The 22,752-nt window shown below is 42.3% G+C and carries 25 protein-coding genes and 2 other annotated features; of the genes, 3 read left to right on the top strand and 22 right to left on the bottom strand.

Annotated features, from left to right (window positions below):
- Positions 1-323: 323 nt before the first annotated feature.
- On the bottom strand, positions 324-1,067 hold the full coding sequence (locus BA81_RS00995) for a TrmH family RNA methyltransferase (RefSeq protein ID WP_034279696.1): 744 nt from the start codon (positions 1,065-1,067) through the stop codon (positions 324-326).
- 113 nt (positions 1,068-1,180) lie between these two features.
- On the opposite strand from BA81_RS00995, the gene sspI reads away from it, so the two are divergent.
- Entirely contained in the window at positions 1,181-1,402 is a 222-nt protein-coding gene (sspI, locus tag BA81_RS00990; RefSeq protein ID WP_024425725.1) for a small acid-soluble spore protein SspI, read from the top strand.
- Between the two features lie 42 nt (positions 1,403-1,444).
- Here sspI and cstA read toward each other — a convergent pair whose 3' ends face one another.
- Together cstA and BA81_RS00980 are read right to left on the bottom strand one after the other, a co-directional pair.
- Complete coding sequence (cstA, locus tag BA81_RS00985) at positions 1,445-3,241, bottom strand: carbon starvation protein CstA (protein ID WP_034279693.1); 1,797 nt, start codon at positions 3,239-3,241, stop codon at positions 1,445-1,447.
- A gap of 345 nt (positions 3,242-3,586) precedes the next feature.
- On the bottom strand, positions 3,587-4,675 hold the full coding sequence (locus BA81_RS00980) for a M42 family metallopeptidase (protein ID WP_024425723.1): 1,089 nt from the start codon (positions 4,673-4,675) through the stop codon (positions 3,587-3,589).
- A gap of 179 nt (positions 4,676-4,854) precedes the next feature.
- Between BA81_RS00980 and BA81_RS00975 the strand changes: the two genes are divergently transcribed.
- Positions 4,855-5,259, top strand: coding sequence for a hypothetical protein (locus BA81_RS00975; protein WP_024426127.1), 405 nt, complete (start codon positions 4,855-4,857; stop codon positions 5,257-5,259).
- A 17-nt stretch (positions 5,260-5,276) separates the two neighbouring features.
- On the opposite strand, the gene BA81_RS00970 is transcribed toward BA81_RS00975, so the two are convergent.
- The 8 genes from BA81_RS00970 to BA81_RS00935 form a co-directional block, all read right to left on the bottom strand.
- On the bottom strand, positions 5,277-5,543 hold the full coding sequence (locus tag BA81_RS00970) for a DUF1294 domain-containing protein (protein ID WP_034279690.1): 267 nt from the start codon (positions 5,541-5,543) through the stop codon (positions 5,277-5,279).
- 63 nt (positions 5,544-5,606) lie between these two features.
- Positions 5,607-5,966: a 50S ribosomal protein L20 gene (gene rplT / locus BA81_RS00965; protein WP_007501659.1), complete on the bottom strand. Its 360-nt coding sequence runs from the start codon at positions 5,964-5,966 to the stop codon at positions 5,607-5,609.
- 31 nt (positions 5,967-5,997) lie between these two features.
- Positions 5,998-6,198 (bottom strand): 50S ribosomal protein L35, encoded by a 201-nt coding sequence (gene rpmI / locus BA81_RS00960; protein ID WP_003216324.1) that lies wholly within the window; start codon positions 6,196-6,198, stop codon positions 5,998-6,000.
- A 24-nt stretch (positions 6,199-6,222) separates the two neighbouring features.
- Positions 6,223-6,738, bottom strand: a complete 516-nt coding sequence (gene infC / locus BA81_RS00955) for a translation initiation factor IF-3 (RefSeq protein WP_024425720.1) — start codon at positions 6,736-6,738, stop codon at positions 6,223-6,225.
- A gap of 70 nt (positions 6,739-6,808) precedes the next feature.
- Positions 6,809-6,940 (bottom strand) — a sequence feature (ribosomal protein L20 leader region).
- 128 nt (positions 6,941-7,068) lie between these two features.
- Positions 7,069-7,764, bottom strand: a complete 696-nt coding sequence (gene lrgB, locus BA81_RS00950) for an antiholin-like protein LrgB (protein WP_024425719.1) — start codon at positions 7,762-7,764, stop codon at positions 7,069-7,071.
- Between the two features lie 14 nt (positions 7,765-7,778).
- A complete protein-coding gene (gene lrgA, locus BA81_RS00945) occupies positions 7,779-8,222 on the bottom strand; it encodes an antiholin-like murein hydrolase modulator LrgA (protein WP_024425718.1) in 444 nt (147 codons plus the stop codon).
- Between the two features lie 137 nt (positions 8,223-8,359).
- Positions 8,360-9,097: a LytR/AlgR family response regulator transcription factor gene (locus BA81_RS00940; protein WP_034279687.1), complete on the bottom strand. Its 738-nt coding sequence runs from the start codon at positions 9,095-9,097 to the stop codon at positions 8,360-8,362.
- Positions 9,094-10,851 carry a sensor histidine kinase gene (locus BA81_RS00935; RefSeq protein WP_034279684.1) on the bottom strand — a complete coding sequence of 586 codons (1,758 nt, stop codon included), beginning with the start codon at positions 10,849-10,851 and terminating at the stop codon, positions 9,094-9,096. The genes BA81_RS00940 and BA81_RS00935 overlap by 4 nt, the downstream gene beginning before the upstream one ends.
- A gap of 176 nt (positions 10,852-11,027) precedes the next feature.
- Between BA81_RS00935 and BA81_RS00930 the strand changes: the two genes are divergently transcribed.
- Positions 11,028-11,807: an HAD family hydrolase gene (locus BA81_RS00930; RefSeq protein WP_034279681.1), complete on the top strand. Its 780-nt coding sequence runs from the start codon at positions 11,028-11,030 to the stop codon at positions 11,805-11,807.
- A 56-nt stretch (positions 11,808-11,863) separates the two neighbouring features.
- Here BA81_RS00930 and BA81_RS00925 read toward each other — a convergent pair whose 3' ends face one another.
- The 11 genes from BA81_RS00925 to coaE all read right to left on the bottom strand — a co-directional run bounded on the left by BA81_RS00925 (position 11,864) and on the right by coaE (position 22,742).
- Positions 11,864-12,784, bottom strand: a complete 921-nt coding sequence (locus tag BA81_RS00925; RefSeq protein WP_034279678.1) for a methyl-accepting chemotaxis protein — start codon at positions 12,782-12,784, stop codon at positions 11,864-11,866.
- Between the two features lie 157 nt (positions 12,785-12,941).
- Positions 12,942-14,882, bottom strand: a complete 1,941-nt coding sequence (gene thrS, locus BA81_RS00920; RefSeq protein ID WP_034279675.1) for a threonine--tRNA ligase — start codon at positions 14,880-14,882, stop codon at positions 12,942-12,944.
- Between the two features lie 45 nt (positions 14,883-14,927).
- Positions 14,928-15,175: a binding site (T-box leader), on the bottom strand.
- A 43-nt stretch (positions 15,176-15,218) separates the two neighbouring features.
- On the bottom strand, positions 15,219-16,088 hold the full coding sequence (ytxC, locus tag BA81_RS00915) for a putative sporulation protein YtxC (protein WP_024425712.1): 870 nt from the start codon (positions 16,086-16,088) through the stop codon (positions 15,219-15,221).
- Positions 16,089-16,148: 60 nt separating this feature from the next.
- Positions 16,149-16,787: a TVP38/TMEM64 family protein gene (locus BA81_RS00910; RefSeq protein WP_034280725.1), complete on the bottom strand. Its 639-nt coding sequence runs from the start codon at positions 16,785-16,787 to the stop codon at positions 16,149-16,151.
- A 33-nt stretch (positions 16,788-16,820) separates the two neighbouring features.
- A complete protein-coding gene (dnaI, locus tag BA81_RS00905; RefSeq protein ID WP_034279671.1) occupies positions 16,821-17,750 on the bottom strand; it encodes a primosomal protein DnaI in 930 nt (309 codons plus the stop codon).
- A 16-nt stretch (positions 17,751-17,766) separates the two neighbouring features.
- Positions 17,767-19,191 (bottom strand): replicative helicase loading/DNA remodeling protein DnaB, encoded by a 1,425-nt coding sequence (gene dnaB / locus BA81_RS00900; protein ID WP_034280722.1) that lies wholly within the window; start codon positions 19,189-19,191, stop codon positions 17,767-17,769.
- 101 nt (positions 19,192-19,292) lie between these two features.
- Entirely contained in the window at positions 19,293-19,751 is a 459-nt protein-coding gene (gene nrdR, locus BA81_RS00895) for a transcriptional regulator NrdR (RefSeq protein ID WP_003216720.1), read from the bottom strand.
- A gap of 4 nt (positions 19,752-19,755) precedes the next feature.
- Positions 19,756-20,142, bottom strand: coding sequence for a hypothetical protein (locus tag BA81_RS00890; protein WP_034279668.1), 387 nt, complete (start codon positions 20,140-20,142; stop codon positions 19,756-19,758).
- Positions 20,143-20,325: 183 nt separating this feature from the next.
- The gene (speD, locus tag BA81_RS00885) at positions 20,326-20,706 is read right to left on the bottom strand and encodes an adenosylmethionine decarboxylase (protein ID WP_003216492.1); all 381 of its coding nucleotides are present in this window, start codon (positions 20,704-20,706) and stop codon (positions 20,326-20,328) included.
- Between the two features lie 235 nt (positions 20,707-20,941).
- Positions 20,942-21,964: a glyceraldehyde-3-phosphate dehydrogenase gene (locus BA81_RS00880; RefSeq protein WP_024425707.1), complete on the bottom strand. Its 1,023-nt coding sequence runs from the start codon at positions 21,962-21,964 to the stop codon at positions 20,942-20,944.
- Between the two features lie 172 nt (positions 21,965-22,136).
- On the bottom strand, positions 22,137-22,742 hold the full coding sequence (gene coaE, locus BA81_RS00875) for a dephospho-CoA kinase (protein ID WP_034279663.1): 606 nt from the start codon (positions 22,740-22,742) through the stop codon (positions 22,137-22,139).
- Between the last annotated feature and the right edge of the window lie 10 nt (positions 22,743-22,752).

Here is a 22,752-nt window from a genome sequence, read left to right as displayed (position 1 = left end):
TCGTTTGAAGACAATAAAAAAACTCGTTCCTCCATAAAAGAAGGGACGAGTTGTGGTCGCGGTACCACCCTTGTTAAGCACAAATGCATGTGCGAATAAGCTTCATTGACATAACGGAATCAAACGAATCCGGTTCACCTTTACGCAAAACCTGCGGTCCCGGTGACAACTCCAGAGGTGAATTCCTGTTTCAGCATTCCTTAAATGCACTTTCAGTCTACGATGCATTCTCCCTATAAGGCCGCTTCTTGAAACAATCTTCCTCTATCATGGTTTTTAAAATATTAGTTTCATTATAGTGAAAATGAACGCATGTTGCAACATTATCCACGCAAATGATAGACAAGAACAGCGGCTGCAACAGCGACATTTAATGATTCTGCCTGCCCATACATTGGCACATATAAATTTTGATCTGTCATTTGCAGAATCTCTGGATCAATACCTGCTCCTTCATTTCCAACAATTAATGCAAACGGACCTTCTGCCGTTACGCTTCTATACTCTTTCGCATCTTTTAAAGCACTTCCGTATACAGGTATGCCTTGTTCTTTCAGTTCGGTGATCGCCTGTTGAAGGGTTTGCTTCAAGATAGGCAGGTGGAAATGAGACCCTTGTGCCGAACGGAGCGTTTTTCCATTAAACGCATCAACTGTTCCTTCTCCTAAGATCACAGCATCAAGACCAGCGGCATCTGCTGTTCGAATGAGTGTGCCTAAATTCCCCGGGTCCTGCACTGCGTCTAATAGAAGAAGCCGTTCAACCTTCTTTTCTTCAAAAACAGGAACTGTACAGACTGCGGCAATGTGCTGAGGCGTTTCCGTTTCTGTCATGGCAGAAAAGGCCTCTTCGCTCAGTTCATAAAGCTCAATGTCAGGCTGGATATGAGAAGGAAGCATATCGGGCGAGGTGACCATTAATTCCTTCACGATCCCGCTCTTTAATGCTTCTTCGACTAAATGTATTCCCTCAACGAGAAACAGCCCCGTTTTCGTTCGTTCTTTTTTCGTATGGAGCTTCTTCCACTGTTTAATGTTTGTGTTTTTAGCTGATTCTATATATTTCAAGCGACGTTAACTCCTTTAATTATCATGAATTTATTATATCTCATGCACCCTACATAATAAACCTGTCTTTGAGACAGAATAGGGCTATTACCATCAAAAAAGGAGTGTGGGCAATGGATTTTAATTTAAGAGGCGCAGTCATTCAAAACATTACTGGCCATAATCAAGAACAGCTTGAACATACGATTTTAGATGCTATTCAAAGCGGCGAGGAAAAAATGCTGCCAGGCCTTGGCGTGTTGTTCGAAGTGCTATGGCAAGAAGCATCAGAAAACGAGAAAAATGAGATCCTTGAAACATTAGAGCAAGGCTTAAAGCCTCAGCAGCAGCAATAAAAGAAGCCGGTTTGCTTATATAAGCAAGCCGGCCTTTTTCGTTTAGCCAGTGATAGGCGTTTCCATTCGAAGCGCTGGATCACGCCAGATTTCGACCCATTTTTTTATCGCAAACACAATAATCACAAAACCTAAGATCAGCATGATGATCGACAGTACCGCATTCAGCACGCTGTAACCGGATGCTTCAGGATTGAGATATACATTTGCTACCATCCAATAGCCTGCATAATTCACCGTCACATATAAGTAAGCAAGCGGAATTAAACAAGTCAGCATATATCGTCTTTTATCTGCAATTTTTAATACAACGGTTGCCCCGATGATCAACCCAACCGAGGCCATTAACTGATTTGAAACCCCAAACAGCGCCCAAATAGACCCGATGTCCCCTGAGTAAAGTAAATATCCCCACATAAAACAAGCAAGCGCACTTGCAAACACCGAACCAGGTATCCAGTCAGTTCGTTTAAGCGGTTTATATGCTTCACCTAAGAAGTCTTGAATCAAATAGCGTGCCACACGTGTCCCCGCATCAATAGCAGTTAAAATAAAGACAGCCTCAAACATAATGACGAACTGGAAGAAGTAAGAAGCCAAATGACTAAAGAACGGAATCCCCGTAAAGATATACGCCATCCCTACCGCTAATGTTACGGCACCACCCGTTCTTCCTTCTAAGTCAAGGCCGATTTCCTTACTCAGCTGCGGAAGGTTTTCGACACTCATACCGAGTGTGCGGAACACTTCTGGTGTACTGTTTATCGCAAAATAATCTCCTGGATGCAGAGCAGTAGCCGCAATTAAAGCCATAATCCCAACTAAGCATTCCACAAGCATTGCGCCAAACGCAACAGGCTTCATATCACTCCATCGGTCCAGCATCTTAGGTGTTGTCCCTGAACCAACAAATGCGTGGAAACCAGAAATGGCACCGCAAGCAATGGTAATCGAAATAAATGGCCAGACAGGACCAGCTAATACAGGTCCTCCTCCATTCACAAACTCTGTAAACGCGGGGAATTGAATGGACGGATTCACGACAAAGATACCAGCAATCAGCGCAATGAATACACCAATTTTCATAAAACTACTTAAATAGTCCCTCGGTGCAAGCAGCAGCCACACTGGCAGAGCCGCAGCAAAAAAGGCATAGATCGGCAGGGCAAGAGCAAGCGTTTTTGTATCAAGTGTTAAAAAATCACCTAGTGCCGTTCCTTGAATATTTGGACCAAGGAATACCCCAAACATCAGCAAAATAAATCCCGCAGATGTCGCCAGCTTTAAATTGCCTGTTTTTTTATAATACACACCAACCCCCATCGCAATCGGAATCGTGATTCCAACTGCAAATGTCCCCCAAGGGTTACGTTCTAAAGCATGAAGCACAACCATAGACAAACCTGCCATTGTGATTGTAATAATAAACAGCATCGCAAGCCCTGTACAAAACCCGGCAACAGGTCCCAGCTCTTCCTTCGCTACCTCTGATAATGATTTCCCCTTTTTTCGCATCGATGCAAATAAGACGACTAGATCATGTACAGCTCCGCCTATGACTGCTCCAATCAAAAGCCAAAGGAGACCAGGTAAATACCCAAATTGAGCGGCTAAAATCGGACCCACTAACGGACCAGCAGCTGCAATGGCAGCAAAGTGATGCCCAAATGTGACCCATTTATTTGTCGGCACATAATCTTTCCCGTCCTCTAGCGTGTGAGCCGGTGTAGGATGATCATCTGTGACCTTTAATACCTTGACCATCATAAATGTACCATAAAGACGATAGGCAATCGCTAAAATGCACATAGATCCTATGACAATTGTAACCGCATTCATTTAACCATCCCCTTTGTATAAACAATTTGTTACAAATATAACATAAATTGATTGATTTTTCTTTCTTTTAAAACCAAGTTGACAAATAAGAATAATATGTTTATTCTTAAGGAGCTTCACCTACTTCCATAAACTCTCTTTTGACAGGGCATTCTATGGCTCTGTCCTTTTTATTGCTTTCATCTTACAAAAATAAACGCTCGATCACATGTGCCTTATTCACTAGGAAACATTCTCTTCTTTTACCGAAAATAGTTCTTTTAACTCACTTCGAACACACCGTTCATTTCCTGGGAAATTCAATAAAAAAAGCCTTTCCCCTGTACTGAGGAAAGGCTTTCTTACTTAAGAACCGTACGTAATCTGTTCAACGGTTTTTTGATCAAGTCTTTTGATCACTTCTGTTAAAAGCTTCACTGCATTTTCATAATCATCTCGGTGAATCATTGCGGCATGGGTATGAATATATCTGCTCGGAATTCCGATAGATAGTGATGGAACACCATGGCCTGTTAAATGAATACCGCCAGCATCTGTCCCGCCGCCAGGCATTGAGTCATATTGATAAGGAATGTTCAGTTCATCAGCTGTTTGGACAACAAAATCACGAAGTCCTTTATGAGAGACCATTGAAGCATCAAATACAACAATCGTTGGGCCTTTGCCAAGTTTGCTAGTTGCTTCTTTCTCAGTGATGCCCGGTGTATCTCCTGCTACACCTACATCAATGGCAAATCCAATATCAGGCTGAATCGTAGCCGCTGCTGTTTTAGCTCCGCGCAGGCCTACTTCCTCTTGGACAGTTGCGACGCTGTAAGCAATATTCTCATGCTGAGCATTGTGCAAATTTTTCATGACATCAATGGCGACTGCACAGCCAATGCGGTTGTCCCATGCTTTTGCAAGGAGCATTTTTTCATCATTCATGACTGTAAACTCAAAGTAAGGAACGATTTGATCTCCAGGCAGCACGCCCCACTCCATTGCCTGTTCTTTGCTTGACGCCCCAATATCAATAAACATATCCGTAATCTCAATTGACTTTTTACGAGCTTCAGGTGACAAGACGTGTGGTGGCTTTGAACCAATTACCCCTGTGATCTCTCCCTTTTTCGTCACAATGGTGACACGCTGGGCGAGCATGACCTGTGACCACCAGCCGCCGACTGTTTGAAAACGAATGTAGCCTTTGTCATCAATTTTTGTCACCATGAATCCTACTTCATCTAAGTGACCAGCGAGCATAATTTTAGGTCCGTTAGCGTTTCCTTCCTTTTTAGCGATCAAGCTGCCAAGGCGGTCTGTAGAGACTTCATCTGCATATGATTCTATGTATGTCTGCATGACTTTTTTGACATCACGTTCATTTCCTGGAATCCCTTTTGCATCCGTTAGGTCTTTCAGCATAGTTAATGTTTGATCGAGCTTTGTCATTCCATTTATCCTCCTTTATCTTCATGGTGCATTCTTATTATACAAAACCTCTTTCGTTCAATACGATCTTTTTATGAATATTTTTTCGTTTTACGAAATATTTTTTTAAAAAAAGTTGAAACCTTTTGGCGTTTTCATTCGTAGTACATCAGATAACGGTATTGGAGGTGCATCCTGTCATGTTTGTAATCCTCATGAGACTAGCTCTTGTTGCACTGCTTGTCTACATCTTCTACATGGCGGTAAAATTCTTCTCAAATCCGAGAAGAAAGCTGAAACAAGCACAATTAAAAGAAGGCTTTTATTTTATGGACGAACAGCAAAATGCGCGCAAAAATTTTAATTTCGTCTATAAAGGTGTCTTGTTTGAAGGGGAGAAGCATGTTCCTTCTAAGGATCATCCTCTGTTTGTCCACTCCATTTACGTTTGGACGGAGTCACCTGAGAAGCTGAGTGAATTTACATTAGAAGACTTTGAAAAACTGGAGGAAAACATTATCGAGCGTTATCCTCAAACAAAAATTGATTGGGATCAGCCCATAAAAAAAATCAAACAAAAAAAAGGAGCAGACACGCCGTCCTAATGGCGTCTGCTCCTTTTTCAAATAACTTGGATATATCCCAATAGGATCAACTGCAAAATAATTAATAAAGGCATGCCGATTTGAAAGGCAGGATGCTTTGTTTTATGCCGGAAATACTGCATTCCTAGATACGACCCGGCAGCGCCAAAAAGAACCGCAGCACTCCATAAATGCGCCTCTGAAATTCTCCATTTATGTGCTTTGGCCCGGCGTTTGTCTTCACCCATGAGAAAAAAGCCATAGCCATTCACCAAAATAAGCAGCAGGATCAAAGCCATATTCATTCATTTCACCTCACATGATGAGAAAAAAAGATCACCCCTCGAAGGAATGATCTTTTATAGAACTTACTTGTCTAGTTGTGCTTTTGCAGCATCAGCAAGCTGATTGAATGCATTTAGGTCATTCACAGCAAGGTCAGCAAGCATTTTGCGGTTTACTTCGATACCAGAAAGCTTTAAGCCATGCATTAAACGGCTGTAAGAAAGACCGTTCATACGAGCTGCAGCGTTGATACGAGTGATCCATAGTTTACGGAAGTCACGTTTTTTCTGACGACGGTCACGGAAAGCGTAGTTTCCAGATTTCATCACCTGTTGGTTTGCTACTTTGTATAATCTATGTTTTGAACCGAAATAACCTTTTGCTAATTTAAGAACCTTTTTACGACGCTGACGCGACACAGTTCCGCCTTTTACTCTTGGCATTGTAATTCCCTCCTATGATTCCTATTCCAAATTACTTAATGTTTGCAAGTTGTTGTTTGATACGTTTGAAATCTCCAGCACTTACGATTGCACTCTTACGCAATTTACGTTTTTGCTTTGTAGATTTGTTAGCGAACAAGTGACTTGTGTACGCATGAGAACGTTTAAGTTTACCAGAACCTGTTTTTTTGAAACGTTTAGCAGATCCGCGGTGAGTTTTCATTTTTGGCATTGGATGTTTCCTCCCTCTGTTACTTTACTTTTCGACTTTTGGTGCAAGCATGAGGAACATGCTGCGTCCGTCCATCTTAGGTTTTGTTTCTACTGTTGCTACTTCAGCGCAAGCTTCAGAGAAACGGTCTAACACGCGCTGTCCGATTTCTTTATGCGTAATCGCACGGCCTTTAAAGCGGATAGAAGCTTTCACTTTATCTCCCTTTTCAAGGAATTTGATAGCATTACGGAGCTTCGTGTTAAAATCATGTTCATCGATTGTCGGGCTCAACCGAACTTCTTTTAAGCTAATGATTTTTTGATTCTTACGTGCCTCTTTTTCCTTCTTCTGCTGTTCGAATCGGAACTTACCATAGTCCATGATTCGGCAAACAGGTGGTTTTGCATTTGCAGCAACTAACACAAGGTCAAGATTGGCTTTAGCAGCAATTTCCAGAGCTTCCTGGCGGGTTTTAATCCCAAGCTGATCGCCATTTTGTCCGATCAAACGAACTTCACGCGCACGAATACCTTCATTAACTAATTGATCTTTGCTAATAGTGAGCCACCTCCATGAGATTTTGAATTGAGTTCACAATTCATTTGACCATTTCGTTGTATGTTTTACAGGCAAACAAAAAGTGTGGGCATATAAAACACCCACACTGCGAACATTTGCATGAAAAAATAAATGTACGGTCAACCTGTCAACTACAAACATGTGTCAATCAGGTGAGAAGCGGGTGCTTCTGCTTGTGATATCTATTCAATTCGTTAATTATTCTACACAATTTTCATTCGTCCGTCAAGTAACCGAACTCTTGAAACAACTTTTTCAGTTTAACATGATGAGACGAATTGGGCAAGACTTTTTCACACAATGACGCCATCAAAGAATCAACTGCATAAAGATTGGGATGACGATAACGGTCACAACTCCTACGACCACAACGGCGATACTTGCCATCGCTGCTTCTACTTCTCCCATCTCAATTCCAACAGAAACCCCAAGCGCATGTCCTGATGTACCAAGTGCAAGACCTTTTGCCACTGGGTTTTTAATGCGAAATAATTTTAAGAAGAAGGCACCTAGTGCATAGACAATGACTGCGTTAAATATGACTGCAAAGGCTGTGATATCTGCGATTCCGCCAATATCCTTTGCAATCGGAAGAGCAATCGCTGTTGTCGCTGCTTGTGGAAGCATGCTTTTCATCACAGCCGCATCTAAATGAATCCCTTTCGCTACGAGATATACGATCGTAATGGAACAAAGTGAACCGACAAAAATAGCGGATAAAATTTGCCACCAATATTTTTTAAGCAAGGCTCTCTGCTTATAAAGCGGGATAGCGAAAGCAATCGTGGCAGGCTCTAAGAAAAATTTGATAATCTTGCCGCCCTCATTATAATCTGCGTAGGAAAAACCGCCAACTTTCAAAAATAAAATGCCCAGTACCATCGCCACAAACAGCGGAGTGAACAAGAAGAAACCTTTTGATTTTTTAAATAAGAATGTCCCTATTCCAAAGGCGACCAATGAGACGACAATGCCAAAGTAAGGACTCATTGTACTTGTACCCATTTTGCATCTCTCCTTTAATGCGTACTTGAAGCTGGTTTATTTGAATGAGAAGGAGCAGATTTACTCTCCTTTGTCTCTTTACGTTTCTGCGGTCTTTCTGATAATTGCATGAGAAGCTGCGAAAACAGCCCTGTCGCTGCAAGTAGCATAATGGTTGCAATGATAATGACGCCGACTACTTGCACACCTACTTCTTGCATGACACCTAGTGATTGAATGACTGAGATTCCAGAGGGAACAAATAGAAAGCTAATGAGTCCTGTCAATGATGTACCTAATTGCTCCACCTGCTCCAGTTTAACGATTTTCGTTGTTAACAAAACAAATAATAGAACCAAACCAATGACGGATGCGGGCATCGGAATCGGTAAATACATTGAAATGAGATTAGAAACAAACATTACGGTTGCAAAAATAAATGCTTGAGATAGAAATCCATATACTTTCGTGGCACTCATGCCGCTTCACCTCTTTCTTCGACTGCCCTCAGTATAAGGCATGAAATAAACGAATGAAGCGTTTACAATAAAACTCGCTGGATTCAATGACTGAAATGCAAAAAACGAGTATTGAAATACAAACAAAAAAAGCCCTCCTACTCTAGCAGGAGTGACTTCTTTAATTCTTTGGCATATGTGCGGCTGACAGGAATGATCGACCCGTCTGTCATATGCAGATTATACGTCGAATTAAACCACGGCTGTACTTCTTTCATATGAGAGGTATTCACGATATAGCTGCGATGAACCCTCATAAAGTAAGCCTCAGGAAGTTTCTTTTCAATGACCACAAGCGGTTCTGTGACCTCATACATGTGATCCTTTGTTTTCACGACCTTTTTCCCCTCGCTGAGTCCAACATACATGATCTCTTCAACTTGCAGGATCACAATTGAGTCATCGACTGAGATGGCTAATTTTTGCTGGCGGGGCGCTTTCTCATCTGACAGCTGGCGCTCTTGCGTCTCAACAGATTTCCACTTTTTAAACTTTTGAATCGTCTGGAGCAGCCGCTCTTCATCAAATGGTTTTGTTAAGTAATCAAGGGCACTTACCTCAAACGCCTTCAGCGCATATTGATCAAAGGCAGTCGCAAATACAACCGCTGGCGGATCAGACATCCGGTTGAGCCTTTTGGCAATATCAAATCCGTTCTCACCAGATAAATCAATGTCTAAAAAGAGCAGATCCGGCTTATGATCGACCATCCGGTCAAAAGCAGATTCTATATTTTCTGCTTCCTCTATTTGAACATCCTCTTTCGTTCTTCGTAATAAGTATTTTAATTCATCTCTTGCTAACACTTCATCATCTACGATTAATACTTTCATCAACGAGAATCATCCTTTTTTACATAGTCCATCGGAATGCGAAATGAGATGTCAGTGCCTTTGTCACTATGAATGGATAAAGCGGCTTGTCTGCCAAAAATCCCTCTTAACCGCTGATCTAAATTAAAAAGGGCTGTCCCTGTTCCTTCTAGTGATTCGACAGGCGCTTTTAATAGCTGAGCCATCTTGTCATCATCGATCCCTTGTCCATTATCTGTCACTTTCATATAAACATGCCCATCTTTCATCAAAGCAGATACGATGACTTCACAATTCTTTTGATGTTTAGGAAAAGCATGTCTCACTGCGTTTTCAACAAGCACCTGAAGCACAAAGGGCGGAATCATCACCTGCTCCAGCTCCTTTTCGATTTGAAAGGTCACATGGTATCTATTTGGAAACCTTGCTTGTTCGAGTGATAAATATGCCTCCACATGCTGAATCTCCTTCTGCATTGGAATCAGCAGCTGGCGGGCGCCTTGCATATTTGAACGGAAATAAATACTTAGCTGAAGCAGCAGCTTCCTTGCCATCTCCACATTGGTTCTGCATAAAACAGAGATGGTATTAATAGCGTTAAATAAAAAGTGCGGGTTCACTTGTGCTTGAAGTGCTTTGATCTCTGCATCTTTTAAGAGGCGGCTTTGAGTTTCCGCCTCCCCCAGCTCAAGCTGTGTGGAAAACAGCATCGCCAAACCTTCTGCAAGCTCCTCTTCCACCCTGCTTAATCCGACCGGAGAATTGAAATACATTTTTAACGTTCCAATCGTTTGACCGTTAGAAGTGAGCGGCAGCACGATGGCCGCTTCAAGAGGGCAATGGGCGACTGAACAATTGATTTCGCCCTTCGAATGTGCCTTCATAATCTTGCCGCTCATCAAAACCTGTTTCGACAGCCCTGTAATCAGGCTTTTAGATGGAATATGATGATCTGTTCCATCTCCGACATGTGCTAAAATCTTTTCTGTGTCTGTTAAGGAGACCGCATCTGTTTCAGTCAACCGATGAATGATCTCCGCCACACTTTTACATGACTGTTCATTTAACCCTTGGCGGAAAAAAGGCAGTGTTTGATCGGCGATCGAAAATACACGATGTGTCTGCATCGCTTTTGCCTGCTCTTCTTGCCGAATGACTGACTGTAAAATAGATAAAAAGATAAAGCTGCCGATTCCATTCACAAAGATCATCGGCAGGGCGATGATACTGACAAGCCCCCATGCATCCGCAAATGGCTTTGCAAACAGAAGGATAATGATCATCTGTAATGATTCCATCGCCACCCCAAAAAGAGCTGCTTGGCGAGGTGTCACCATTCGATTCCTCCGCTTAAACCTGCTGCCGACATAGCCTGCAATGACACCCGCTAAAATGGAAGAAATCGCACAGCTGAGCGCGGTGCTTCCTCCTAAGGAATAGCGATGAATTCCAGCTAAAAGCCCTGCGCCAATCCCTACAAACGGCCCCCCGATTAAACCTCCCATTTCGATCCCCATAATTCTCGTATTGGCGATAGAGCTTGACGAGCCAAGGTGATAAGAAAACTCATGATTCATGACAATTTGCTGCTGAATTTCAATTCCTGTGTAATTGCTGATAATACTAAAAGAAGCAAAAATGAAGACAAGAATTGCCTTTTTCCGAAACCCTTGATTATGTAGCAATAGATTGCGAAAGCCCTTCACATGGGCAAGCACAAATCCTAAAATAACGATGATCCCCACACGCTCGATCATCATGATAATTAAATGAAGCAAACCGGCCACCTCAAATGATGTATGTCATATCTACTGTCTTTCTATTCTATCATGTGCGGTCAATGATCAAATATCTCTCAAATCTTTTCTTTATTGCCCTCTTCTTCTATTGTAAAATGAACATGAGCCTGTCACTTGCAATTGAAGGTAACACATACATAACAAGGGAGAAGATCATGAAAGCCGTATTTTTCGATTTAGATGATACTTTGCTTTGGGATGAAAAAAGCATTCACACAACTTTTCAGGAAACTTGCCGGGAAGCGGAAAAGAAATATGGACTTGATCCAGAATCGTTTGAACAGATTGTACGTGAAGAAGCAAGAAAGCTGTACTCTTCCTATGAAACATATGATTATACTGTCATGATCGGCATTAATCCTTTCGAAGGACTGTGGTCGAATTTTAGTGAACCGATTAGCGAAGGCTTTCAAAAGCTGAACGCCCTTGCACCTGAGTATCGCAAAAACGCTTGGACCAATGGCTTAAGGGCAGCGGGAATTGACGATGAGGCATTTGGACAATATTTGGCTGATTTCTTTGCAGCAGAGCGCAGAAAACGCCCATATGTCTATGAAGAAACATACCCTGTTTTAAACCGCCTGAAAGGCAGCTACGAATTGCTCCTTTTAACAAACGGAGATCCTAGCCTTCAAAAGGAAAAACTGGCAGGTGTTCCTGAGCTTGCCCCTTATTTTAACGAAATTGTGATTTCAGGAGACTACGGGAAAGGCAAACCTGATCCGGGTATCTTTGAGCACTGCCTTCAGCTGTTAAACTTAACAAAAGACGAAGTGATCATGGTTGGAGATAATCCGAAAACAGATATTCTCGGCGCATCTCGCGCTGGCATCCAAACCGTTTGGATCAATCGCCATGGCAAGAAAAACGAAACAGATGTAACGCCTGATTATGAAATCAAAGACTTACATGAATTGTTTGATATATTAAAATAGAACAAAAAAACACCCTTCTCCTGACGACGAGATTGGGTGTTTTTGTAGTCTTAGAGCTATATGATTGCCGCTAGACTTTGCGCTTGCCGGTCTAAGCCGCGTGCTGCTTCTCCTACAATGATGAATTCCTCACTTGCCTGCTTTACAAGATCCCGGTTAGTAAACACGGTTGTCTTTGCCCGGCTTGTTCCGCTGCTGACTTTCTCTACTTCTGCATGGATCGCCTTCACGTATTGATCTACCTTGACGATCGCTTCTTTTGAATTTGTCGCTAGCTTTCGAATTTCTGCTGCCACTACACTAAAGCCATTTCCATAGGAACCCGCATGTGCCGCTTCTATTGCCGCATTTAAGGCGAGCAGCTGGGTTTGTGAAGAAATGCTGTTAATGCTTGCAGCAATGGAGCTGATGGACTCTACCTGCTCGGTTAATCCTTTTAGCAAGCTCATATTTTGATCGGTTTCGTTTGCTATATGATCAAAGGAGGCATTGACACTTTGACTATGCTGAATGCCAACTTCTGCTCGTTCCATTAATTTTGCAGACATCTCCTTTAAGTCTTCTACGACTTGCTTCATTGTATGTTCTCTCTCCGTAATATCTGTCGCCACTTTCACAACACCTACTACAGTTCCTTCTTCATCTCGAACAGGTGAATATGTCGCTTCAAGCCATAAGCTGCTGCCGTTTTTCGTGATCCGCTGCACTTTTTCTTGAAAAACTTGACCTTCTCTCAAACGCTTCCAAAACATGTGATAGCTCGTGTGTTCTGTAATATGCGGAGGACAGAGCTGTCTATGTTGAAGACCGATCATCTCTTCTTTAGAATATCCCATGGCTTTTGCAAAAATATCGTTCACCCATAGAACTTCACCTGTCACATTAAATTCAATCATTGCCAGCGAGTGCTCTAATGCACGAAGAACAGCTGATTGCTCCAATACATGTGACGATAAATTGTTTGTTGTTTGCATCATCGCTTTCATTCCCCCAATTTGTCTCGAACCAATAGTACATACTTACCCTTACTTTTGTACTATCTAAACGTCTCTTTTTAGGAATTGGATCACTAGTGGAGGTGTTTTCCAAAAAGAAAAAAGCCAGTGACCTAAAGAGAATCACTGGCTGTGCTTATTATTTCTTTGCTTCTGCTACTGCATGTTTCACAAAGCCTTCAAGATCCATTGTTTCTGAATCTTGTTCCCCGTACTTTCTTACATTGACAGCGCCATTTTCTGCTTCTTGATCTCCGACGACAAGCATGTACGGAATCTTTTGCATTTGCGCTTCTCTAATTTTGTACCCAATTTTTTCATCGCGGCTGTCAAGCTCTACACGAAGGCCTTCAAGCTGCAAACGTTCTTGTACTTTTTTCGCATAGTCTAAATGAACAGACGGTGAAACTGGGATGACTTGGAATTGTACAGGTGCCAGCCATGTTGGAAGGGCTCCTTTGTATTCTTCAATTAAGAAGGCAACGAAACGTTCCATTGTAGAAACAACGCCTCTATGAATCACGACTGGACGATGGTGCTTTCCATCTTCTCCGATATATGTGAGATCAAAGCGTTCTGGAAGTAAGAAATCAAGCTGTACAGTGGATAATGTCTCTTCTTTTCCAAGAGCTGTCTTTACTTGTACATCAAGCTTCGGCCCATAAAATGCCGCTTCGCCTTCTGCTTCATAGTAGTCGTGACCAAGCTCGTCCATTGCATCCTTCAGCATCGATTGTGCTTTATTCCACATCGCATCGTCATCGAAATACTTCTCAGTATCTTCCGGATCACGGTAAGATAAGCGGAATGTGTAGTCATTCAAACCAAAGTCTTGATACACTTCTTCAATTAAGCGAACTGTACGGATGAACTCGTCTTTGATTTGATCTGGACGAACAAAGATGTGTGCATCGTTTAATGTCATACCGCGAACACGCTGAAGGCCGGATAAGGCACCTGACATTTCATAGCGGTGCATTGTACCAAGCTCTGCAATACGAATTGGCAATTCGCGATAGCTGTGCGGCTCGTTTTTGTAAATCATCATATGGTGCGGACAGTTCATCGGACGAAGAACAAGATCTTCGTTGTCCATTTCCATTACTGGGAACATGTCTTCTTGATAATGCGCCCAGTGTCCTGATGTTTTATACAATTCAACACTTGCAAGAACTGGTGTGTACACATGTTCATAGCCAAGACGCACTTCTTTATCGACAATGTAACGCTCAATGACGCGGCGGATTGTAGCGCCTTTTGGCAGCCAAAGCGGAAGTCCTTGACCAACCTTTTGGGAATTCGCAAACAGTTTCAGCTCTTTTCCAAGCTTACGGTGATCGCGTTCTTTCGCTTCTTCCAGCAGACGTAAGTGCTCATTTAAATCTTCTTTGCTGAAGAAAGCTGTTCCGTAAATACGCTGAAGCATTTGGTTGTTACTGTCGCCTCTCCAGTATGCACCGGCAAGGCTTAACAGTTTAAACTCTTTGATTTTTCCTGTAGACGGCAAATGAATCCCGCGGCAGAGGTCAAAGAATTCCCCCTGCTCATAAATCGTCACAGCTTCACCTTCTGGAATCGCCTCTAACAGTTCAAGCTTTAATTCATCACCAATCGCTTCAAAGCGCTTTTTCGCTTCTTCTCTTGATACTTCAATTCGCTCAATTGGCAGATTGCTGTTAATGATTTTCTTCATTTCTTTTTCAATCTTTGGTAAGTCTTCAGGTGTGATGGCAACATCGATGTCCACATCGTAGTAGAAACCATTTTCGATGACAGGACCTACGCCAAACTGAACGTGATGCTCTTTTCCATAAAGGCGTTTGATCGCCTGCGCTAGCAAATGTGCTGTGCTGTGGCGCATAATGTCGAGTGCTTCTTCACTTTTATCTGTGATGATCTCGATTGTTCCACTTTCTAATAGCGGCGTACGCAGATCTATTTCTTTACCGTTCAATTTACCGGCAAGTGCTTTTTTCTTTAGGCCCGGGCTAATTGATGCCGCGATGTCTTCTGTTGTAGCTGTTTTGTCAAACTCCTTGACTGCTCCATCTGGAAATGTAAGTTGAATTTGTTCTGACATCTCTGGTCACTCCTTTTTTTGGCAATATAAAAACCCCGCCCCCTGGAAAGGGACGAGGTTGAATAAACGGAATCGTGGTTCCACCCTTTTTCCCGTACTTGCAGCTTGCTTTTTCATAAGCAAATACGGCTTGTGTTTCGATAACGGGAATTCCCGTCAGCCATTACTAAAATGTTCACAGCTGATGTTCAAAGGTGGTAAAGCAAATGGTCCTCTGCTAGGAAGCTTTCAGCCGCGGCTTCCCTCTCTTTAAGCGGGTGTTCATTTGTTCATGTCCTTATCAATACGGTCTCTGTATGAAGTTACACCGTATTATAAAACGTTTTTTCGTGAAAATCAAGAAAGCTTTTCACTTTTCTTGTTGAAATGAGCATGTACAAATTGAACATTCTGCTCTTGGAATGAATGAGACGGGAACACCTCGACCCTTTCTTGAAAAATATTTTGAATGGTTTGCACCATCGAGTGACCTGTATCATTTGTAAACAGGTCAATTTTTTGCGGTGCAATGGAGACAAGCGGTGCAATCAGCTGTGAATCAATATACATTGGATGCTCTCTTACAAACTGTCTGTCTATGTATTGTTTTTGATCACGCTCAGAAGCGTAGCGAAATTCCCAAATCACCAGGCGGTCCTGATGCACAACATGTACTTTTTCGAGCCTAGGCTCTCTTGCCATCACATAGTCTCGAAGCGATTGAATGAAGTTTTGATACTCTTGCTCCATTTTGTATTCTTCAATGGACACTTCAACATAGTTCTTCAGCCTTCGGTCATACTCTGACAGCCTAAATGTCATAAATGAACCAATTGAAAAAACACCTTGCTGTAAAGAAATCGCTTCAAGCTCCTTTTTTAAAAGGGCTTCTCTTGACGGGTCTTGCTGAATGCCGGGAATATCATCTAAGTCCCCGTTCATAATACTGTGAGCGATGGAAAGAATTTGGTGCTGCTCTTCGGGATCTTTAAACAAATAGGTGTTTTCAAGGATGCTGCGCATGCGCTCATTTTCTTTGCATTCCAAAAAAAAGTGAACCAATAATGGCCGCACAATGTGCTCAAGTGCTTCTTCGGATTCCTTCGCCTCTATGAGAAGCCGGTCTTTCCCTTGTTGAATTGACATGTGATGCCGACTGTCCAAGTGTTCAGCAAGATGTAAAAAAGCGGCGGTATCATATTCATCTTCAAAGATTATTTCAAGCATGTTTGTCCCCCCTAACGACATCTGTTACATATATATGGGGGGAACATAAAAAATAGACGCCTAAAATAAATCAGGCATCTTTCTTTTTAAAATGAGTGGAACAGAGATAAAGATCAAATAAATCAAACAAACAACCGCTAAGGCGGCATAATTGCCGCTGACAAAGCTTGAGCCGAGAACATTTAACGCAATTGTACCCGGTATTAAGCCTAAAAAGGTGGCTGCCACAAATGCACGATAATTTGCACGTGAAGCGGCTGCCGCATAGCTGACAAAATCAAAATGAATCGGTGCAATACGCAATAACAAAATATAAAGAAATCCATGCTCCTGAATACGGGACGTCACCGCTTTCAGCTTCCGGCTGTTTGATTCCGTTTCCTTCTTTTTTGCTCGAAAGGTTGAAGCAATCATGAAGGAGCCTGTTGCCCCGGCTGTCGCTCCAATGAGGGCATAAATCGTCCCAAGGACACTGCCGAATGCCAAACCCGCCGCAAGCGAAAAGACCGTAATCGGGACGAGAACAAACGGGCGGAAAAGAGATAAGAAAAGAAAAACAAAGGGAGCCAGCATTCCAAATTGAAGCACCCAATTCTTCACATCTTTCGGCGCCAGCTGAAGATGCTGTTTATTCAGCCACCACAGCGCAGCAGCAAGAATGCCAATCACAAGAAAAAGCAGCCATTTTCTTTTGTTCATTTCAATTGCTCCTCCTTCAGGTGACATACGCTTTTATAAATGACGGCGGTTTTCTCCTTCGAGCAAGACAGGCTCTGCTAAATAGAGAATCCGTTCCATTAAACGAGCGGCTTTGACCTCTTCTTTTTCCCCCCGCTGCGAGTACGTAAAGTGATGCTTCAGCTCATTTGGGGAGAAATTAGAAGAGAAAAATGTCGGCAGCTGTTCTGCCATACGGTATTGTAAGATCGTACCGAGCAGTTCATCCCGCACCCAGCTTGTCATCGATTCTGCCCCAATATCATCAAGCATTAAAATAGGAGTGGATTTAACCATATTCAGCTTTTCTTCTAGCGTATGATCAGCTAATGAATTTTTTAACTCTCTTACAAATTCAGGAACGTAAACAAGGAGAGATGGGTACTCTTTTTCCGCTAGCTGCTGCGCAATAGCTGCTAGTATATACGTTTTTCCTACTCCAAACTTTCCGTGTAAATACAAGCCTTTTCCTTTTCCAGTCTCATCATAGCTTTGGAGGAATTGACCTACTTTTTGAATGACCTCTTGTCTTCCCACAACGTTCAGATCAGCGAACGTCGCTTGAAGGACATTTTGCGGAATATACATGCTTTTCATCAGCTCTTGCTGTTTTTTCTGTCTATCGAGCCGCAGCTTGACCAGGCAAGGGGAATATTCAATATCAATACTCTGACCTTTGATCACAAGCTTCGGGTGATACCCATCTAAAATGGCATTGACGTTTTCGTCATCTAAGCAGTAAGAGCAGCCCTTCGACTGCTGCACATATTCAAAGAGCCGGTTCAAGCTGCGATTGATCATGTCTTCATGTATCTCTTCTTGATGCTTCTGTAAAAATGCCTTCACATCTTCATCAGACAACACACTTTCTTTAATCTGATTGTATCTCACGCGAAAATCTACTCGTCCTTTTAGCTGTTCAAATGAACGACCGATCGGTTTCATCCCATCTCACCTCACCTTAATGTGCATTGTACTTTTTCATATTTTTAAACTGATCTAACAGTTTTTCTTTTTCTCGTTCAAGGTCTTCTGTAGACAGATTGTCCGTTTGCTCTTTTGCCGGCTGTTCTTTTGTTTCGGTTTCTTTCATCCAGTCAGGCAGTTTCTCTTCCCGGACGACTTTTCCTGAACCATATGGGCTGCGCTGCTTTTTCTGCTGCGCCCACTCTGTCATTTGTCTGTTCTCTTCTTTTGCAATTTTCATGGCCGCAGCAACGGTTTTGATTTTCTTTCTCACCCAATGAGAAGCGATTTTTTGCATATATGCTTTCGACAGCTTCATATCTGTTTTGAGTAATGTATAGTAGATGAGAACATTCATGACACCTGGCTCTAGCTGCTGCTCGAGCATGATATCTTCGACAATTCTTAAGTCGGCATATGTTGGCTCAATGCCATCTGCCATGTCTTTTAGCAGCTCCCTAGGCGAAATATGATCCAGCTTTTCAATTAATTTTGCATCTGGAGTATCTGCCGCCTGCGTCTTTGAAGCATCTTGGCGCAAGTGTCTTGGCTGTTTTTGATCAATCAGCTTTGGCTGTTCGCCTCTGTATTCAATTTGGTACCAGTCTCTTGCTGCTTTTCTCAGCTCTTCTGTTGAGATCATTTGATCCGAACCGCATGCACCTGCTACAATATTTTGCATTTGAAGCGGGGTGATGCCGTATACAACAGCTAACTTCTTAATTGTTTCTTTTACCTGCTTTGTCAAAGCCTTTCTTGGAATCATCATGTCAGACATACCCGCTAATAATAGATCGAAATCAAAGGATTCGTCCGAGAGCGGTGCCGGCTGACTCGATCCAACGGTCACATATTCATAGCCTTCATCTAGCGATGACGCCTGATGAATTTCTTCTGTCATCTTGCGCTCGCCTGGCTGCAATACGTGAAACACTTCTTCAAACGACCGTGAAATATTCTTTGCTTCTGCAGGAACACCCGGATAAGAGAAATAATTACGCAGCTGCATATATTTTGCTTTCTCTACACGATGGTACAGCAGGACATTCAGCATACCATCTTGGAAAAATTCATCTGGTCTTAGCGGCGGTACAAGCTCATATGTAAACAGTCTGCCTTCTTCCGTTTCCTGTTCATATGTGCGGAGTAAGCCGATCGCTTCAAGCTTTAAACGTTCCTCAAAAATATCATTTAAATTCGTTTGCAGCATGACCATGAGCTGCCGATGAGGTGCAGGTTTCCCCCACATACGATTTTGTTCCAGCTCTCCCCACAGCGTCATGTATAAGCTGAAAGCGGACATGCCAATAAGCGGCTGATATAAAAGAGTGATGAGCTGTCTATCGATGTCACCGAGCAATGAAGCGCTTTTGACGACATACGGATCGACGGCTAGCACTTCCTTCCAATGCTCTGTCATATGCTGATCCTCCCCATGAATTGCGATTGTTTCCATTGTACACTCTTTTTGCGTTTTACGCTTTACGCAGGAAAAAGAGCATGAAGAATCTCCAGCTCTTTTTAGCGTTCTTTCTTTAAAAGATCTTTTAATTCATCAATAAAGACATTAATGTCTTTAAACTGCCGGTAAACCGAGGCAAACCTGACGTAAGACACTTCATCAATTTTCGCCAGCTCGTCCATGACCATTTCACCTACAAGCTCGCTTTTCACCTCTGACATGCCTTGATTGCGCAGTTCTTTTTCAATATTAAAGCAGACATCCTCCAGCTGCTTTAAAGCGACAGGACGCTTTTCACACGCTTTGATGAGTCCTCTCAGCATTTTTTCGCGGCTGAATTCTTCTCGAATCCCTTCTTTTTTCACCACAATCAGCGGTAATTCTTCTAATTTTTCAAACGTCGTAAAGCGATATTGGCAGCTTTCGCACTCTCTTCTGCGACGGATGGATTTCCCTTCATCTACTGGTCTTGAATCAAGCACCCTTGTGCCAAGGTGCTGACATGTGGGACATTTCATTTCATCAGCTCCGATCTATTCTTGGAAGTTGTTTGTCTAGTTCATCATAAAGGGACAGAACGGTCTTTTGACTATAGCCGAAATCTGTTGGCAGGGCCGTTTCTGTTGTTACATTAAAATCGACAGCTGTTTCAAAAGGACGAATTGAAATGACAGTCGCCACAAGAAAGGCTTTTTTCGGCAATCGTATGTTTGCGCTGATTTCACCTCGTTCTGCTGAAACAGATGTCACTTGATAAGAATCGCTTCGGGAAAGAATGGTTTCCACCGCTTGAAAAACTTGTGTATTCGTCGATTTGTAGTAATGGCTTTTCAGTTCTGACACTGGATGCTCGTCAGATGTTTCTGTATGGTTTGACATGAACCGTTTAAACTTTTGTCTTAAAGTCATACACGTATCCCCTTTGCCATAATGCCTCTTTCTTTATTTTATAAAAAAAACCTTTGTTTTCCTAGAACAAAAGTATAGACAAGCTGGGGAATGTTGGATTTTTTATCAAAAAAATATAAAAAGGAGCATAACACAAAGGCATTCAATGCTTTTGGCCAGCTCCCATTGCAATCTTTTTTATGTTTACAGTGCTTTGGCTTGTGCCTGTTTTACTTGTACAGGTCCCATGCCTCGAGGAATTTCGATGTTTTCTCTTGTTTCAGCACCTAATTCATCTCCGATATGATCTGCTGCAATATTCGGATCTAGGTCACCGCAAGTATAAACATCTATGCTCGCATAACCATGTTCAGGAAAGCTGTGAATTGTCAGATGAGATTCAGAAATAATGACAACTCCACTTACTCCTTGAGGTGCAAATTTGTGAAAAGCAACCTCTCTTACCTCAGCTCCTGATTTCAAAGCTGCATTTACAAACGTTTTTTCAATAAAATCCATGTCGTTCAGTTTATCACAGTCGCATCCCCATAGCTCGGAGATAACGTGACGTCCGATTGTTTCCATCATGGACCCCCCTTTAAACAAGAATGAAAGAGTGAAGTTCTAAGCAGCCGGACCGGACATATACCACGGGGGAAAGTTAGTCCTAAGAGGTCCTAACCCTTTAAGTATACCCGAATGAGTCTGCGAACAAGAAGTTCACGAAAAATAGTATACTTTGTTTAGACCCATTTTGCAAGCTGTGTTTTTAGTGGGATTTTCTCTCATTTCTTGAAAAGGGACGATCGTCTTCTTCATTTCAAACAGCAGACAGCTCTTTCATCTGTGCGCCGACAAACTTTACAAGGTCAACCACTCGGCATGAATAACCCCATTCATTGTCATACCATGCAAGAACTTTCACTTTTCTCCCTTCCATTACCATCGTTGTCAGTCCATCAACGACTGCTGAATAAGGATTTGTGTTAAAGTCCGTAGAGACAAGCGGCTCATCTGTGTAATCTAAAATACCGGCAAGAGATGTTTTAGATGCATTCGAGAAGGCTGCATTGACTTCTTCTGCTGTGACATCTTTTTTCAAGTCAACGACAAGATCAACCATCGACACATTGGAAACTGGTACGCGGAGTGCAAGTCCGTGTAATTTCCCTTTCATGTGCGGAAGCACTAAAGAAAGCGCTTTAGCGGCACCCGTCGTAGTTGGAATAATGGACTGAGCACATGCTCTTGCCCGGCGCAGATCCTTATGCGGGTTATCGATATTTTTTTGATCATTTGTATAAGCATGAACCGTTGTCATTAAACCATTGTCGATGCCAAATTCATCATCTAACAGTTTCACAACTGGTGCTAAACAGTTTGTTGTACAAGATGCGTTTGAAATAATGACGTGCTTTTCAGGATCAAGATCATCCTCATTGACACCCATCACAATCGTAATGTCTTCATTTTTACCTGGAGCTGTTAGAACGACTTTTTTCGCTCCGGCATCTATATGGCCCATCGCTTGATCTTTTGAATTAAATTTACCTGTTGCTTCAATGACGATATCAATCCCAAGCTCTCCCCATGGAAGCTGCTTCGGGTCTCTATTATTAAGCAAAAGAACTCTTTTGCCATTCACAATCAAGGCGTCATCTTCTGCTGTCACATCACATTCGTAACGTCCATGATTTGTGTCATATTTAATTAAATGTGCTAGCGTTTCGGCAGGATAGCTTGCGTTCACCGCTACAATTTGAATTTGATCATCAAGCATTGCTTTTCTGAAGACCATGCGTCCAATTCTGCCAAACCCATTGATCGCTGCTTTTACCTTCATGAACAGGTCACTCCTCTATTATGTGTTATACTCAATAAATTTATTTATGAAATTAGTATATCACATTAGAATGTAATTGCCAGTATATAAACGTATATTTTCTAAAAAGGGCTGTTCTTTTCAAAGGAAATCAGAATAAAGCATAAAAAAAGAAGAGTACGTGTATGTACTCTTACTTATCTGTATGTTCCCATTCATTTAATATGTTCTGCAATTGCTTTCTAATAAACGCGAGATCTTGTGTGTTCTCTATCACGCGGTCTGCTTTTTTACATTTCTCCTCAAGAGGCTGCTGAGAGTGAATACGATTCAGCGCTTCTTCCTCGCTGAGGTCATTTCGATTCATGAGCCGCGACAGCTGCAATTCGGGCGTTGTATACACCACAATGATGCGGTCGACGAGACTTTCCAGCTGACTTTCAAATAAAAGCGGGATATCGAGGACAACGAAGGTTTCCTTCTGACTAACCCCTTCATCTCTCTGTTTGAGCATTTCTTTTCTCACTTCAGGATGAACAATCGCATTCAGCTGCTTTCTTTTCTCTTCATCAGAAAAAATGACGGCTCCAAGCTGCTGCCGGTTCAGCTCCCCATTTGGCAGGAGAACATCCTCACCAAAGGTTTGAACGATTTGTTGAAGAGCTGGTGTTCCTTTGGCAACTGCTTCTTTTGCAATGACATCTGCGTCCACGACCCGGATGCCCTGCTCTTTTATCATTTGCGAGACGGTGCTTTTTCCACTAGCAATCCCGCCTGTTAATCCAATGACAAGCGTCAATTGATTTCCT

This window comes from Bacillus safensis FO-36b (assembly GCF_000691165.1).
In the GTDB taxonomy this organism is placed as follows: Bacteria; Bacillota; Bacilli; order Bacillales; family Bacillaceae; genus Bacillus; species Bacillus safensis.
Note: the sequence above shows the minus strand (reverse complement) of the source record. Positions and strands in the feature narration are given on the sequence as shown.